Origin of the sequence: Puia sp. P3 (genome assembly GCF_050632245.1) — a bacterium.
Taxonomy (GTDB): Bacteria; Bacteroidota; Bacteroidia; order Chitinophagales; family Chitinophagaceae; genus Puia.
Window position 1 is genome coordinate 2,802,961 of record NZ_CP192583.1, and the last position, 15,451, is coordinate 2,818,411.

Below are 15,451 nucleotides of genomic sequence, written 5' to 3' on the forward strand. Positions count from 1 at the left end.
ATGTTTTTGTAATTGATCGTTAAAAGTTGCGGATGGTGACGGTAGCCCGGTAGAGCCGTGTCACATTCGCGTGTCACAATTAGTCACCTTGCTAAGCTTCGGGGGTAGGGGCATTTCTAGGCGTTTTCAGGGGCTGGATAGGCATGGGTGGTTCTGCTCGAATTGCGCAGGATTGGGCAGTATTGGTCCGGTAATCGCCGGAGCGGCGCGTTTGGGAGGCAGAGATGGCGTTAGGTGGGTAGAGCACCGATTTTGGGAAGCGGAGTTCTGCTGGTGAAGGCATTTCTGCGGCATTTGGGGAGGCAATGCTTGCCGGATTAATAATTTCGTCTAGTTGTCGGGGAGAGTTGGGAATGAGTCGGGTGGGGGGCTTCCCGGGGGATCGGATGGTGAGTAGGTCGACCTGATGGCTGGTCGGAACGGGGCGGACAGATTTCTGCCGGAAATGAACCAGTCGGGACGGTGGAAGACCGCAACCGTCGATCTCCGACCGATCGGAGAAACCATTGATGGATATCGCGAGCAAGAGAGGTAAATGGCGATAGCCTTGACGGTTGAGCCTGACCGCCAGGTGATTTATTTGTGTCACCGGTTGGAGAAGATAGAGGTCCCAGGAAAAGGGTTTTTTATTGGTTGACAGGATCAGATAAGTTTGCCGGATGACTGCACAGATGACGATGTTCGGACTTATGGTGATGGTCGCTTGTGGCACGAACCGGCAGGAAAAATAGCTGTTGGAGTTTGTCGTTTTTGAGAGCGTATTGCAGGCCCTGTAGCTGGTCTGCTCAATAAAGAGTTGTTCCATACTTCACAATTTCATTATCACACGGTGAAGATAAACCGAAAACAAATACCATCCAATAGATAGCCGTATTCGGTATAGGTGAAATACCAACGCCGTGCCACTTTACCAGATAGCGCCGGACCGGCAACCGCATTTGCTCATCAGGGAGTCGATGCGGTAGGGAACGATATTCCTGAGGATATTTCTTCTGGTCTGGTCGAACAGGGCGCAGGCGAGATCCAGCACTCCGCCGGAGACCTTGCTGTGACTCAGCCGGAATTGATTCGTATCGTGGTCGACATACAGTCTGCCTCTGTCCGAGAAGGGCGACGGAAAGATCGCGTAGCCACGGCTGCTGACTATGCAGGTGGTAACCCAGTATCTCCATATACGTCTTAACGCAGAGGTTGTTGACTGATTCGGCATTTTCTCTGATCGTCATTTCCTTTTTCATGATTGCTGATTTGAGGTGATTGAATAATTAAACCGACTATTCCGGCGGAGTGACTGGCCGGAGCCCAGGAGGATCGGAATAAATGCTGCGGGTGATGAAGGTGAACTTGTGATACTGCCGAAGCGGACCCCACTGATGAGGATATGTGCAGGACCGTTTTATGCCGAAGTTCCTTGGCGACGCCAGGCACGAGCCGAACTTTGTGGGTTAATTATGGATCACCCATGACTGATTCATGCTAATGGCAATAAAATGCGGGAAAAAGGATCGCCCCGCGGGGACAAGATGCTTCATCGACGTACCCGGCATCTTGTTCCCGCGGGGGCCAACGGCGGACTGCAGTCGGGAACTATTCAGATGTTGATCGCCGGCGGCAGATTGTGCTGTTGGGATCAATCCTTGGCGGAACCATATTCCCTTGCTGTTAGGTAATGCGGTGCCTTAGTTGTATGGTGGGAGCGCAGCGGACGCCAAATAGTAAGAGAATATGGGCGGCTTCAGGGCTAACGGTCATTTCGGAAGGTCGCTATGATGCTGGCGGTCTCCAGGACGGGAGTGAGGAGGAACGACTGAACGGACGTCGTGGAGGGAACCGCCACCGCCGCCATGTGGCCGGCCGTGCTGCCCGGGGGAGGCCGAAGGCCGTCGGGCAGCTACCCGCGGTCGACCTTGAGTTGTAGGGCCGGAGCCGGCAGGGGGCGGGGTTGTGAATCGGGGTGCCGGCGGAGGCCAAATCATTAGATCAGCGGCCGGCCACCGGCAGGTGGCGGACATATATGGGCGGCGGGTGGACTGGGTACGCTTTGCGGAGTGAACGACGAATGAGCGTGCTACATGAGGAGAGAACGAGCGAAGGGTATTCAGGACACAGGAGCCGCCCGACCGGAGGCCCCCGAAGCGAAAGAACCGTGCCAGTAAGGCGAACCGACCCGAGGCGCCCGCAGCGGAACGTAGGTGGGAACCCCGAAGTGGAGCGAGGACGCCGAGCAGGTCGGCGGACACGTTCTTCGAGGAGCTACTGCACCGCAAGAAGAAGGTGTCCGGCTTTGCACGTGTTCTTGCCGAGGGGGCCGGAAGAGACCTTTTTTCCTGCAAGCTTTTCCAGTAATTATCAAGATTCTTTATACAAAAACTTACTAACTTTTTTGAAGATAAAACCTTCAATTTTAGCCTCAATAATGGTCTTAGGTGGGACTACTTCCATCCATCGAAGAAATCCAAAAATTGCAAAGAAAGCGACCAAAATATTTATACACCAGCTTCCGAATCCCTTCGAAGGAAGAGATCCCGAGAGCTTCAAAACTATTGCAACAATAATCAAGGCTGCAGCAATAAAGAGAAAAGAATATTTCGCAATTTTCCTAGAAACTCCTCTGACGTTCTTTTCAACACTCAAATGTCTATTCTTTTCGTGGCTTAAATTGGCATTCATTCTAAGCTCGAGATCTTCAAGAATTTCCCGAGGAGTCTTATCTGTATATTCGTCTATATCATTGAAGGTCTTACTTTCTAATAAATTGTAAGCGAGATTATTCGCACTAAGTAAATAAAACTGCTCTTCAGTTATTGCCTTTTCTGAATTTAGCTTCTTGACGTCTTCGACAAAGCGGCTAAGAAGTCGATTATCTAATTCAATGATCGAATAACATTCACTTATCAATCTTTTGATATTCAGGTTTTCGTTTTTGTTTGGATAATTAGCCCAAAGAATTGCAGAGAGAAAGACGTCCGTTATGCAAACCGGAATTGCTGATTTAAAAGGCCACTCTGCTTTTTCAAATTTTCTCGCTGCATAAGATATACTATCGTTACTTGTAAGAAGAATGGCTTTGCAATTTTTTAAACTAATAGCTCTGTTGTCACGTCTAATTTTAAAGATATTTGAGATTGATTCGACGTCTCGTTGAATTTGAATTGCTTTATAATATGGCACCTTTTGGCCTTCATCTTTTGCGTATAGGTCCTCAATGAACGACTGAAGTTTGGTTTCGCTAATTTGATATTTCCAATCTTGCTTATGCAAAGTCGGCGACTGCTCTCTTAATATTTCATTTTCAACTAAGAGAGAATCGAGCTGATTTAACTTGACCCGTAATTGAGAAGGGGTAATGTTTTCCCGAACTGCAGTGCGAAGGATTCTTGATGCCCGGGAAATGTCAAATGACTTAGTGGTAAGTCGATCAATGGCCTCTTCTATTGACTTTACGACCTCGTTGTAGTTTACGTCAAAAATTCTCATTTTTGAATCTAACTTCTTAAGGCTATCTAATAATTCACGACTCAGCTTTAAGTTTGAATCTCCATTCAGTCCTAAGAGATTGAAGATGATAGGGGCGTCGAGATAGATTTCAACCTTGTCAAGATCTCCGGAATAACTGTTTAGTTCTTCATATGTAATTAAAGATGCAATAGCATGTCCCTTTGCTAGCGATACTGCCATCTGAAAGACCTGCGGGTCTGTAGATTGGAGTTCGGTGAAGTACTTCGCTATAATGTATTTTATCTTTTTACTCTCCTTAACTGACGGCAAAAGACTTTCGCTTGAACTTGCAAAAAGGAGATCGAGGTCGTTGGTTTTAAAAAAACTTAAAAGTCCGGTCTGGATCTCTTCTGATGATAACTTGACATCGAATTTTTCCGTCGCAAATTTATCCAATCCCGCAATTATGGTACTAAACGCTATATCTAGGTTGTTTTTTTGAATCTTTTAGAACAAATGCCAGTTTCTCATGCAAAACATTGTATTCCCCGTTTGATCGGGTTAGTAACCCATCTCGTACCATTCGTTTTAAGATCGATTCAAGAGCGCCCAATGGAACCGTGATGCCGTAAACTTCTTGTAAATCGGGTTGTACAATTTCCCTGGAGACCTTATTGTAGTTTTTATTTTGAACTACCTGGGCTAAAAGCGGAACATAGCAGTCAATGATATCTTTCTTGTTATTCTCCCAATTATACGAAAGTAGCACGAGGCCAAAAAGTGACTTATTCATAATGTTAACAGTAGGGCCAGACTAATGATTACCCTTTAGTTTTAGTTACACAAATTTACTAAAATCGAGCTAAAATTTGAAATTTGCAAATGTTTGATAAGTAAAGTATTATAGGATTCCCTGCATGTATGGTTCGGTAAATTAGATTCACTTTTTGTCATACAATTTCAATTAAATCCTCGATAGCAGATATGTGGCTATAATAGAAATATCAGTCGATTTTTCGATAGAGGCTTATTTGCCTCTATTGGTTTGAAAGAGACCTAAAGCTATATTGCACACTATGAATTTGGAATTGGTGACGAAGGAAGATCTGCAGACGCTGCGGTTCCAGATTATGGGGGATATCAAAGAACTGCTCGATCAGTCATTGCGGCCAGGGTGGGAGATATACGTGGCTTTCGGACCAGGGAGGTCAGGCATTTGTTGGGATGCTCGGATGGCAAGCTGAAGTCGTTATGTGCGGCAGGCCGGATTAAGACGAAGAAGATAGGCGGGACGATCTATTATAATAAGGACGATATTAAACGCCTCTTGACGTCCGGATTTTAAAGTCAGTGAGATGGATGCGGTGTGGATGGGGCGGCAGATGATCTTGTTTTATCGGATGATGGCAAGCGATGATCGGTTGAGGCCTCAACACATATGCCTTTATTTTGCCATTCTGTCAATGGCTGAAGGGGACAATAAAGATGACACGATTGCTGTAACCCGGAGAGAGTTGATGGAGATTTCCCGGCTGTCGTCTAAAGCTACGTATCACAGGTGCATGCGTGAGCTGGAGTGCTATGGATATATCCGGTACTGCCCCTCGTACAATCCTTTTTGGGGTCGAGAGTCGTTTTGAGATATTTGGCTTGAGGATTGGCTATTTTTGCCGCTGCTGAGTCTCTTCCTGCGGTAACGTCTTCGCGTATTCTGTCAGGAATTTCTTTTTCTTCAGCCTTTCCTGAAGGACTTCCATATCTTCAGCGATTTTCGCCGGGACTACTTTTGAATAGTGTTCGGTTTGTGAAAGGCGTTTGTGGCCCATCATGCCTTTTACTGAGGTAAGGGGTACGCCATTTGATGTAGTGACAGTTGTTCCAAAAGTGTGACGGGCGGCGTGGGTCGTCAGGTTTTCTCAATGCCGCAAATGGCGGCAATTTCCTTTAAATATTCATTGTATTTGGCGTTGCTGTATACAGGCAGAAGTAAGTCTTCTGAGATACACCTGGGATGATCGTGGTATTTATCAAGGATTTGCCGGGTGAGTGGAAGGAGAGGTACTTTTGACGGCACTTTTGTCTTCTGCCGCTTCTTATCGATCCACAGCTGCCCGTCATGACCTACGGTAACCTCTGATTTTTGAGTTGTTTGACGTCGATATAAGCCAGTGAGGTAAGACAACAGAAAATAAAGACGTCGCGGATGACGGAAAGGCGTTCGTTGTTGATTTCTTTGTTGGCGATAAGATGCAATTCCTGCTCGGTCAAAAAGACGGGATCCACCTCATCGAGTGTCAGGTTCAATTTTGTAAAGGGATCGCCCTGCAGCCAGCCATTGTCTATGCAGGAAAGGATGATCTTCTTAAAAAAGCCGATATAGGCAGAGGCGGTGTTGTGGCTGCATTTTCTAATCGTCCGCAGCCAGGTATAAAAGCTTTGTCCAAACTCGTGATCGATGGCATAAATGCTTATGTCGGTGAGCTTGTATTTTCCGGCAACAAACTCTTTCAGGTAATTTAGGACTCGTTCATGTTTCTCCCAGAGGTCGTCGCTGCATTCCAGTCCGATCAGCGCTTTGACGGTATCGTTGTGTGCCTGGTAGACCTTGAAGAGCATTCGGTTTCGTTCAGCCGCGCCGGATACTATGTCACGGATGGCAACGGCGGAGATGGTTTTTCCGGTTTCGATAAGAGTTCGGCGGGCTTCGTAGACCTTCGCGAGAACAATGTCAAGGTAGGTATTCAGGGCTTTTGCCTGCTCTTCTTTGCCTGTCGCTCTCCCGGGATTGGATTTCCATTTTGATTTATCCCAGATCCTTTTTAGAGAAAGTTCCTTCGAGATACCGTCAACAGTTATGCGAAGAAAAATGAGCCATGGACCTGGCCGAAAGGGGCGGGGCTTGCGTAGAAAGAATAAGATACCAAGACTTTTTTCCATCACTGAATCACTCACTTTTGTGCGCCGATTTGCGCGGTTTATAAAGGTAGAACTGCGCGGCGATTTGGACAAGATGTTTGCCTTTGGTACAAGTTGATGGTCAACTTGTTGCGGCAGTCCAGTGAGTGATTTTTTTCGTCTTTTTTGCCACTCACCGAATCACTCACTCCAGGTATGACTTTTTTGAGTTTTTCTGTCAATGGCTAAAAATGAAAAAGCCCGCTGAAACTGAATTTGCGGGCTTTTGTACTTATTTGATTAAGGTATCTGCGGAGAGAGAGGGATTCGAACCCCCGGAAGTGTTACCTTCAACGGTTTTCAAGACCGCCGCAATCGACCGCTCTGCCATCTCTCCGGGCGCAAAATAATAGCTCTCAGCGTAAACAGCCAAATATTTTTATTCCATATGATCCGAATCCGACCCCCGAAGCACCAGGACCGCCGCCCCGCGGGCAAAGCACCCATATTTCCAAAACACCGCATCTCCCGCACATCCCGTACCTTTGCGCAAAATCGTTGGTTTGAAGCACTTAAAGGCTGTAAATAAATATTTCTGGAAGTACCGCTGGCGCTTTCTCCTCGGACTGATCTTCGTCATCCTCTCCAACTACTTCCGCATCCTCACCCCCAGGTCACCGGCTATGTCGTCAACTCCGTCGAACGGGAACTGCAGGTACAGGCCGGCAAAAAGACCGCCAACAGGGTAGGGGAGCAGAACCAACCGACACAGCAAGGCGCCGCCAACCAAACTCCCGGCGCCACCGCACAGCCTCCAGACGCCAAATGGCCAACCCCAAACCGCCAACCAAACACAGGCTCCCGAAAAAGCCGCCGCCCAAACCCAACCGCCTGCACCAAGCGCCGCAGCCGCAAAAGCTGCCCAGGCCCGCGACACCGCCAACTACGACATCCTCGTTCGTAAATACATCCGCACCCTCGACCTCCACCACGCCAGCTTCGGCCGCATCGTCGCCATCTCCGGCATCACCCTCCTCATCCTCGCCCTCATCTCCGGCTTCTTCCTCTTCCTCATGCGACAGACCATCATCGTCATGAGCCGCCATATCGAATACGACCAGAAACACGAGATCTATACCCACTACCAAACCCTCGATACCAACTTCTACAAGACCCACAGCACCGGCGACCTCATGTCCCGCATGGCCGAAGACGTCAGCCGCGTCCGCATGTATACCGGCCCCGCCATGATGTACCTCGCCAACCTCCTCGTCACCATCGGCTTCAGCCTCTTCTTCATGCTCAAAAAGGACGCCCTCCTCAGCCTCTATGTCCTCACGCCCCTGCCCATCCTCGCCATCACCATCTACTACGTCAACACCATCATCCATAAAAAAAGCGAACACATCCAGGCCCTCCTCTCCAACCTCACCACCAACGCCCGGGAATCCTACTCCGGCATCCGCGTCATCAAATCCTTCGTCCAGGAAAAAGCCATGTTCAATTTCTTCGCCCACAACAGCGAAGAATACCGCAAGAACGCCGTCGGCCTCGCCAAAGTCGAATCCATCTACTTCCCCTCCATGGGCCTCATGATCGGCCTCAGCACCCTCCTGACCATCATGATCGGCGGCCTCTACGTCGTATACGGCAAACACAACACCGACATCGGTACCATCACCGAATTCGTCATCTACATCACCATGCTCACCTTCCCCGTCAGCGCCATCGGATGGGTAGCCAGCATGGTCCAACGCGCCTCCGCCTCACAGAAAAGGCTGAACGAATTCCTCGACACCCAACCCGCCATCCAAAACCCACCCGCCGCCATCCGGCAGCACCTACAGGGAAACATATCCATCCAAAACCTGAATTTCACCTATCCCAATACCGGCATCCACGCCATCAAAGACTTCAACCTCGATATCAAAAAGGAGAAAAAGTCGTCATCATCGGCCGCACCGGCTCGGGTAAAACTACCCTCGCCCAACTTTTACTACGCATGTACGATCCGGATAACGGCAAAATTCTAATGGATAACACCGACCTCCGCAAATTAGACCTGCAGGACCTCCGCCGCCAGATCAGCTACGTCCCCCAGGACGTCTTCCTCTTCAGCGATACCGTCTCCGGCAATATCCAGTTCGGCCTCGACAAACCCAACGAAGAAAAAGTACGCCTGGCCGCGAAATACGCCAGCGTCGACAAGGAAATAGAAGGCTTCTCCGGAAAATACGAAACCATGATCGGCGAACGCGGCGTCACCCTCAGCGGCGGCCAGAAACAGCGCATCTCCATCGCCCGCGGCCTCATAAAAGACCCCGAACTCATCGTCTTCGACGACTGCCTCAGCGCTGTAGACGCTACTACTGAAAAGGAAATACTTGGCAATTTATACCAATATCTGAAGCACAAAACAGCCATCATCATCACCCACCGCATCTTCTCCCTCTTCGACTTCGACCGTATCGTCGTCCTCGAAGACGGCCGCATCGTCGAAACAGGCACCCACCAGGAACTGCTGGCCCTCAACGGCTATTACACCTATCTCTATGAACAGCAGCAGGCTGAGAACACACCGGCCTGACCGCATCCGCCTTTATGACCGCAAGCCCGGCACATCATGTCCGCCCTCGCAGCAAATGCCCATAAATAGACGATATAAATGTTTTCGCAAATTTTGCTAATTCGAAAACAATACTATATTTGTGACTGCTTAATTAGTAATTTTCAACTGAAAACAATTATTTGTGGCGTACGAAAACAACGACAAAAGAATGGAAAGCGTTTACAGCAAACGCATCAGGGCAGGCAAGCGCAGGACGTATTTCTTCGACGTGAGGGCTACGCGTAGCAACGACTACTATCTTACGATCACCGAAAGCCGTAAGAAATTCAACGAAGACGGATACGACAGGCACAAGATCTTCCTGTACAAGGAAGACTTCAACAAGTTCCTGAAAGCGCTGACCGAGGCGGTGGATTATGTTAAGACGGAGTTGATGCCCGATTTCGACTTCGACGCATACAACCACGACAACGACAACGAAGGCGGTGGCTACCAGGAAAGAGAAGTTGTTGCTGAAACGGAAGAAGTAGACGACGACGTCAACGTCAATGGCAACGTCCGGCACTCGGCTCCCGCCAACAGCGCCCCGACCGCAGCCAGCGAAGACGTGGACAAGTGGTAAAACACAACTCCCAAAAATATCGAGACCCCGGCAATACCGGGGTCTTTTACTTTATCTCCTTAATACGCCAGCCGCGCCCTCACCTTCCTCAGATACCCCCTCGCCGCCTCTCCCAACGGCCGCCGTAACTCCTCACGGGGAACCCGTAAGATAGCCCCCAACCCCTCAAAAATCCGCCTACATCTCCCTTGCTCTTCACCAGATACCACAACCCCCACGTCACCGCCACACTCACTACATACCGCATCGGCAGATACTTCCACGCCACCTTCACCTTATTCAGCCACATCCCCCTCCGCTTCTCCCTCGGCGTCAACCTCCCCGTCGGCGACTCCTTATGCCACACCAACACCCGGTCATCATACCGGATCGTATACTCCCTGTCCAGCGCACGGTAGCTCAGATCGTACTCCTCCATCCCATAAAAGAAATTCTCCGGATAATACCCCACCGCATCGAATACCTCCCTCCGGATCGCATGCGCAGCCCCCGAGAAATAGTACGTATCGAAATGATGCCAGTCCTTCCGCTCCGCAAACCGCTTGTGCGGAAAAGCATTCACCTGCATCTCCCCCGTACGCTGATAGTAGATCTTGAACGCGGCAAGACCCGCCGCAGGATTCTCCTCGAAGATATCCACGATCGCCCGCAGCGCCCCACCATTCCTGAACAACGCATCGTCGTCCAGAAACACCAGAATCGGCGCCCGGCTCTGCCTTATCGCGTAGTTACGCCCCCTCGAAACACCCAGATTCTCCTCCGTCACAAAATACCGGAAAGGCGACTCCGGATGCGCCGCTATAAAATCCTCCAGCACCCGGTACGAAACCGAAGACTTGTTATTGACAAAGATCACCTCCTCCACCAACCCCCAAGCCCCTCCAGCTGATGGATATTCTCCGCCAGCGCCAGCGCATCCTCCGGCCGGTTATAGGTGATGATGACTATACTTATCGGTCTCATGCTGCGGCTGCCACTTTCTTCCTCCTCCTTACCTCCCACACGATCGCACCGATCAGCAGCAGATACACCGCCAGCGCCGACGCACTCGAAATAAGATCCCCGTCGCCACACTCTTCGGCTCAAATCTGAATTCGATCATATGCTTGCCCGCCGGCACCGACATCCCCCTCAACACATAGTCCACCCGGCAATAGTCCACCTTCGCTCCATCCAGATACGCATTCCAACCCTTGTCGTAGTAGATCTCACTAAAGACCGCAAACTGATTGCTGCCCCCATTGAACTCGTACGTCAGCTTATCGTTGTCGTTCGTAAGCAGTTTAATACTGGCCCCGCTGTCCGGCACCGGCAGGAACTTCACCTTCGACGCGAACTGCTGCTGAATGATCGCAGTATCCCGCACATTGATGCTGTCCAGCGCCTTCATCTCCTCATTCCCGTCCTTCACATAGTGGATCGACTTCACCAGCCAGCACGGCCCGAAAGCCCGCGAATTCAACGCCGCCTGCGGCTGACCGTTCTGCTGATTACGCTGGATAAAATATTTCGCGTTCAGCATATTGAAGACCTGCATATTCCCCTTCGACAGCTGATTCTCAATCAGGTCCTGATACAACCCCAGCTTTCGCAGGCGAATACCCCCCAGCGAATTATGATGATACGAGGTCAGCGCATTCTCGAACGGACTGCCCGAAGCCTCGTCGAAGACCCTGAAATTCTTGTCCGGATCGCCGCTGATCTGCTGGTCCGCCGGCGACGGACTCAGACGCCCGTCAAAATCCGTAGCGTCCACATAGTGCTCCGGATTCTCCGGACTCAAATACCGGCTCGCAACCGCCAGCAGGTCATAAGTGCTCAGGACGATCAGCCCCCAGGAGGATCGGCATCTTCACCTTGTCCTTCAAATACAACACGATCAGACCCGCCGCCACCACGATCAGCAAAATGGTCCGGACCAGATCGCTCCCATACAGCGACTGCCTGTCCGCCTTCAGCGCCTTGATCAGCTGATTCCCCGTAGCCGCCGCCTGCCCCTGCACATCCGGACCCGCCTGCTTCCCCTGCGACAACTGCTGCATCTTGTACTGCACGAACTGCTCCTTCAACTGCGTATCCGCGGCAGTCCCATAATCCGCCGTAAAATAAAAGATCACCAGCACCGCCAGCAGCCCGCCCGTAACATAAGCCGCCAGCCGGAACTTCTTCATCAGCTCGGCACGCGTATAGTTGCCCGCGAACAGCTCGTTCAGCCCCAGCGCCGCCAGTATCGGAAACGCCAGCTGCGGGATCACCAGCGACATAGCCGGCGCCCTGAACTTATTATAATAAGGCAGATGATCGAAAAGAAAATAGTTGAGCCCCGCGAAATTCTTACCCCACGACATCACGATCCCGATCAACGCCGCAACAGCCAGTCCCCATTTCAGCCAGCCTTTCACGAATACCATCCCGAGAATAGCCAGAAAGACCACGATCGCCCCCAGATACACCGGCCCCGAAGTAAAAGGCTGCGCACCCCAATAGGCATACCCATTGGCAAAGCCGATCCCCCGGTCCTCGGGCAGCCCCAGCTCCTGACTCGCCACCTCCGCAAACTTCGAATTGTCCCCTATCTGACTGCCGCCGCTGCCCCCGCCATACACGTTCGGCACCACCAGCGTCATCGTCTCGCCTACGCCATAGCTCCACTGGAACGCATAGTCCTTGCTCAGACCCGTACGGCTTTCCTGCTTGCTCGTATTGCTCGTCAGCTCCGTCCTTCCGCCCCGCATGGTCTCCTTCGAGTATTCGGCTACCGGCAGATTGCCCAGCGCACTCGTGCCAAGACCAATGACCACCGCCAACGCCGACAGCCCGACAACAAGACCCGCATCCTTCGCCTGTCCCTTCCGGATCGCATCGATGATATAGAACAACGCCACCACGCCAAGGGTGATCAGGGTGTAATAAACTATCTGTAGGTGGTTGGTGGTCAGCTGGAGGGCGAAGAACAACGTCGTCAGCACCGTCCCCCAGACATATTTCCGCCTGAACAGCAGCAGCAATCCCGCCGCTATACCCGGCGCATACATCAGCGCCATCATCTTCGTGACATGCCCCGTCACCACGATCACCGGATCATAGGAACTGTACGCATAGGCCAGCGCCGTCAGCACCCCGATCCACGGATCGATCCGCATCGCCACCATCAGAATATAAAAACAGACGCAGGCGATAAAGAAGAAATTGATAGGCTGGGGGAGACCCAGCGAAAAGATCCCGACCACGGGCCCCAGATTGATCGCCGGACTGTTCATCCGGATCGTATAGGAAGGCATGCCGCCAAAAGCGCTTTCTATCCACAACGGATAATGACCATGCTTCTCCTTGTATTCCATCGACTGCTGCGCCATACCTTTGTACTGCAGCATATCCGACTGATTGACGACCTTCCCTTCCAGAGCAGGCCGGCAATAGACAACGGCAACGAGAAGGAATACGACGATAGCGATGACGTGCGGGAGCACCTTCTTCCAGGCAATAGAATTCATATAGTTATGCACTATTTAATGTCCGCAAATATAAGGTTGCTGCAAAAAATTGGCGGAAATATAATTTTTAGGGATTTTTGGCAAAATATGCAGGTATTCCGACTTCTCTCCCGGGTGGCATTTATTTGTAATATTTGTTTCCTCCTGGCTTCTTTCATCCAATGGCTGCCCCATCCGCCCGAAGGCTTCCTCGTCAACCGTATCCTCGAGCTGGGCTATCTCTGCAGCCTCATCTTCAACTTTATCGTCGGATTTTCGGTCGTGATCCTCTTTGTCATCGGCAAATTGCGCGCCGCCGCCATACCGGCCTGGCTCCTGATCATCAACCTGCTGTTCTTCGTACTTCAAATAATATTGCTAATAATCTCTCAGAAATGATCCACGCGATACTAAAGGACCGGCCTACCAAACTATTTCTGGGCTTCACGGCATTCTTTTGCTGCAACGCCCTCATCGCCGAAGCCATCGGCACCAAGCTGTTCTCCCTCGAAAAGATCTTCGGACTCCACCCCGCCAACTTTACCCTCTTCGGACAGAGCGGCCGGCCTTCAACCTCACCTGCGGGGTCCTGCTATGGCCCCTCGAGTTCGTCATGACGGACATCGTCAACGAATACTACGGCCCAAAGGCCGTCAGAAGGATCTCGATCACCGCCGTGATCCTCATCGCCTACGCCTTCCTCATGTACTACCTCGCCATCGCCATCCCCGCCTCCGACGTATGGCTCGCATCCAGCCAAAGACAAGGCGTAGACAATATCCAGCAGTCCTTCAACGCCATCTTCGGCCAGAGCAATATGATCATCGTCGGCAGCCTCGTCGCCTTCCTCGTCAGCCAGGTCGTCGACGTCTCCGTATTCCATCAGATAAAAAAACGCACCGGGAACAAACACCTGTGGCTGAGAGCCACCGGCTCCACCTGGTCTCCCAGCTCGGTGGATAGCTATATCGTCCTGTTCATCGCCTTCAGCCGCATCTTCTCCTGGCAGCAGATCCTCGCCTTCGGCATGATGAACTATTTTTACAAATTCACCGTAGCAATAGTCCTGACCCCGCTGATCTACCTCGTCGAAAGACAAATTGAGAAGTACGTAGGCCACGACACCGCCAAAGCCATGAAACTGGCCGCCATGGGCGAGCAGACCACAGAACACCGCCGTCATGCTCCCGGCTCAGCCTCCGGAACCCTGACCTCCATCACATAGTCGTTCATAAAATAACCGTTGCCGATAGCGACGTCCTCCTCCTTCACCACGGCAAACCCCATTCGTTCGTAGAACTGCCGGGCCTTGTTATGCCGGTTGACGTTGAGCCGCAGCACCGTCGCGCCAAATGGACGAATGGCCTCGAAGATATACTGCAGCAACGCCCTCCCCAACCCCTTGCCCTGCTGCCCCGGCAACACATACAGCTTGTGCAGCTTGTACACCCCCGGCTCGTCCAGCACACCCCACGACGCAAAACCGATCGCCTCCTCGTCCTGCTCCACCATCAGGAACTGATGCCGGTCTTCCACCATCTGCTTCCGCAACGCGGCCGGATTATAGAAAAGGTTCAGCATATACTCCAGCTGCTCCGCCGAAAGAATATGCCCATAGGCCTCCGGCCAGATCTGCTGCGCCAGATATCCGATCGTGTTGACGTCTTTCAGTTCCCCCGGTCGTATCGACAGCGTTTCATCCATCATTTTCGCCCGCTTTATGATTTGTTGATTGATTGGTCAACCGTTGTTCCTCCTCTTCCTCCTTCATCGCCCGATGCATCCGCAACGCCCGCATCGCCAGCCGGACCGCGATGTAAAAACTCGCGAACGCCCCGAACGACAACACCCCCGTGGAGAAATACTTCTCCGCCTGCCGGCTCTGCTGCAGGAACAGAAAGAAGTCAAAACTGCCGTGGAATACCACCGCCACCAGCAGCCCCTGCACCATCAGCCACCACCTCCGGTAAAAGACAAACTTCGCCTTACCCACCGGATACCCCATCAGCACCGCAAACGCGGCGTGCGCCGGTATCGCCAGAAAAGCCCGCGATACCCCCGTCTCCAGCCCGAACTTATGCACGTATTCGATATTCTCTACCGTCGCAAACCCCATCCCGATCATCACCGCGAAAACGACCCCGTCGAATGGCTCCCTGAACGCAGCCTTGGGGTAGGCATAGACCCGCAGCACAAGCCATTTGCTCCCCTCTTCACTCAGCGCGACGATCACAAACGCATACCAAAGATAGGACCAGATGGAATGCCGGAACGGGTCCTCCCGGACATCCGTGGCCAGTGTCTGCACCAGCAGCGCCGGCAACGTAGCCAGCATGCCCAGCACAAAGGCGATCACCAGATAACGCACCGCCCTTCTGTCGTATTTATTCAGGGAATAGATAAACAGGCAGACGGCTAAACCAGGAGCCACAGCCAGAGAGAATAATAACATCG

Annotated in this window: 18 protein-coding genes, 1 tRNA gene and 1 pseudogene; 8 read left to right on the top strand and 12 right to left on the bottom strand. The window is 51.6% G+C overall.

Features of this window, described 5'->3' with window-relative positions:
* Positions 1 to 91: 91 nt before the first annotated feature.
* Both ACQ86N_RS16870 and ACQ86N_RS16875 read right to left on the bottom strand, forming a co-directional pair.
* Complete coding sequence (locus ACQ86N_RS16870) at positions 92 to 805, bottom strand: hypothetical protein (RefSeq protein WP_431216158.1); 714 nt, start codon at positions 803 to 805, stop codon at positions 92 to 94.
* 102 nt (positions 806 to 907) lie between these two features.
* Positions 908 to 1,210: a hypothetical protein gene (locus ACQ86N_RS16875; protein WP_431216159.1), complete on the bottom strand. Its 303-nt coding sequence runs from the start codon at positions 1,208 to 1,210 to the stop codon at positions 908 to 910.
* 477 nt (positions 1,211 to 1,687) lie between these two features.
* On the opposite strand from ACQ86N_RS16875, the gene ACQ86N_RS16880 reads away from it, so the two are divergent.
* On the top strand, positions 1,688 to 1,918 hold the full coding sequence (locus tag ACQ86N_RS16880) for a hypothetical protein (RefSeq protein WP_431216160.1): 231 nt from the start codon (positions 1,688 to 1,690) through the stop codon (positions 1,916 to 1,918).
* A 431-nt stretch (positions 1,919 to 2,349) separates the two neighbouring features.
* Here the strand turns inward: ACQ86N_RS16880 and ACQ86N_RS16885 are convergent, their stop codons facing one another.
* Entirely contained in the window at positions 2,350 to 3,894 is a 1,545-nt protein-coding gene (locus ACQ86N_RS16885) for a hypothetical protein (protein ID WP_431216161.1), read from the bottom strand.
* 718 nt (positions 3,895 to 4,612) lie between these two features.
* Here ACQ86N_RS16885 and ACQ86N_RS16890 point away from each other — a divergent pair.
* Entirely contained in the window at positions 4,613 to 4,783 is a 171-nt protein-coding gene (locus ACQ86N_RS16890; protein WP_431216162.1) for a helix-turn-helix domain-containing protein, read from the top strand.
* Positions 4,784 to 5,231: 448 nt separating this feature from the next.
* On the opposite strand, the pseudogene ACQ86N_RS16895 reads toward ACQ86N_RS16890, so the two are convergent.
* The 3 genes and pseudogenes from ACQ86N_RS16895 to ACQ86N_RS16905 all read right to left on the bottom strand — a co-directional run.
* A pseudogene (locus ACQ86N_RS16895) lies at positions 5,232 to 5,348 on the bottom strand (hypothetical protein); the annotation flags it as partial.
* A gap of 211 nt (positions 5,349 to 5,559) precedes the next feature.
* Positions 5,560 to 6,375, bottom strand: a complete 816-nt coding sequence (locus ACQ86N_RS16900) for a site-specific integrase (RefSeq protein ID WP_431216163.1) — start codon at positions 6,373 to 6,375, stop codon at positions 5,560 to 5,562.
* A 270-nt stretch (positions 6,376 to 6,645) separates the two neighbouring features.
* Positions 6,646 to 6,730 (bottom strand) — tRNA-Ser (locus ACQ86N_RS16905).
* Positions 6,731 to 6,896: 166 nt separating this feature from the next.
* On the opposite strand from ACQ86N_RS16905, the gene ACQ86N_RS16910 reads away from it, so the two are divergent.
* The 4 genes from ACQ86N_RS16910 (at position 6,897) to ACQ86N_RS16925 (ending at position 9,524) form a co-directional block, all read left to right on the top strand.
* Complete coding sequence (locus tag ACQ86N_RS16910; protein ID WP_431216164.1) at positions 6,897 to 7,082, top strand: hypothetical protein; 186 nt, start codon at positions 6,897 to 6,899, stop codon at positions 7,080 to 7,082.
* 324 nt (positions 7,083 to 7,406) lie between these two features.
* Positions 7,407 to 8,366 (top strand): ABC transporter transmembrane domain-containing protein, encoded by a 960-nt coding sequence (locus ACQ86N_RS16915; protein ID WP_431216165.1) that lies wholly within the window; start codon positions 7,407 to 7,409, stop codon positions 8,364 to 8,366.
* Positions 8,285 to 8,920 (top strand): ABC transporter ATP-binding protein, encoded by a 636-nt coding sequence (locus ACQ86N_RS16920; protein WP_431217447.1) that lies wholly within the window; start codon positions 8,285 to 8,287, stop codon positions 8,918 to 8,920. The genes ACQ86N_RS16915 and ACQ86N_RS16920 overlap by 82 nt, the downstream gene beginning before the upstream one ends.
* 163 nt (positions 8,921 to 9,083) lie before the next feature.
* Positions 9,084 to 9,524, top strand: coding sequence for a DUF3276 family protein (locus ACQ86N_RS16925; RefSeq protein ID WP_431216166.1), 441 nt, complete (start codon positions 9,084 to 9,086; stop codon positions 9,522 to 9,524).
* A gap of 88 nt (positions 9,525 to 9,612) precedes the next feature.
* On the opposite strand, the gene ACQ86N_RS16930 is transcribed toward ACQ86N_RS16925, so the two are convergent.
* The 4 genes from ACQ86N_RS16930 to ACQ86N_RS16945 form a co-directional block, all read right to left on the bottom strand.
* Entirely contained in the window at positions 9,613 to 10,380 is a 768-nt protein-coding gene (locus ACQ86N_RS16930; RefSeq protein ID WP_431216167.1) for a glycosyltransferase family 2 protein, read from the bottom strand.
* Positions 10,381 to 10,539: 159 nt separating this feature from the next.
* Positions 10,540 to 11,307, bottom strand: a complete 768-nt coding sequence (locus tag ACQ86N_RS16935) for a YfhO family protein (protein ID WP_431216168.1) — start codon at positions 11,305 to 11,307, stop codon at positions 10,540 to 10,542.
* A gap of 25 nt (positions 11,308 to 11,332) precedes the next feature.
* The gene (locus ACQ86N_RS16940) at positions 11,333 to 13,018 is read right to left on the bottom strand and encodes a hypothetical protein (RefSeq protein ID WP_431216169.1); all 1,686 of its coding nucleotides are present in this window, start codon (positions 13,016 to 13,018) and stop codon (positions 11,333 to 11,335) included.
* 15 nt (positions 13,019 to 13,033) lie between these two features.
* Positions 13,034 to 13,366, bottom strand: coding sequence for a hypothetical protein (locus tag ACQ86N_RS16945; RefSeq protein WP_431216170.1), 333 nt, complete (start codon positions 13,364 to 13,366; stop codon positions 13,034 to 13,036).
* Positions 13,367 to 13,392: 26 nt separating this feature from the next.
* Between ACQ86N_RS16945 and ACQ86N_RS16950 the strand changes: the two genes are divergently transcribed.
* Entirely contained in the window at positions 13,393 to 13,614 is a 222-nt protein-coding gene (locus ACQ86N_RS16950; RefSeq protein ID WP_431216171.1) for a hypothetical protein, read from the top strand.
* Complete coding sequence (locus tag ACQ86N_RS16955) at positions 13,611 to 14,222, top strand: queuosine precursor transporter (protein ID WP_431216172.1); 612 nt, start codon at positions 13,611 to 13,613, stop codon at positions 14,220 to 14,222. Before ACQ86N_RS16950 ends, ACQ86N_RS16955 begins: the two co-directional genes overlap by 4 nt.
* On the opposite strand, the gene ACQ86N_RS16960 is transcribed toward ACQ86N_RS16955, so the two are convergent.
* A complete protein-coding gene (locus tag ACQ86N_RS16960; protein ID WP_431216173.1) occupies positions 14,177 to 14,704 on the bottom strand; it encodes a GNAT family N-acetyltransferase in 528 nt (175 codons plus the stop codon). The genes ACQ86N_RS16955 and ACQ86N_RS16960 overlap by 46 nt on opposite strands.
* Positions 14,694 to 15,449, bottom strand: a complete 756-nt coding sequence (locus tag ACQ86N_RS16965) for a PrsW family intramembrane metalloprotease (protein ID WP_431216174.1) — start codon at positions 15,447 to 15,449, stop codon at positions 14,694 to 14,696. The genes ACQ86N_RS16960 and ACQ86N_RS16965 overlap by 11 nt, the downstream gene beginning before the upstream one ends.
* Positions 15,450 to 15,451: the final 2 nt, after the last annotated feature.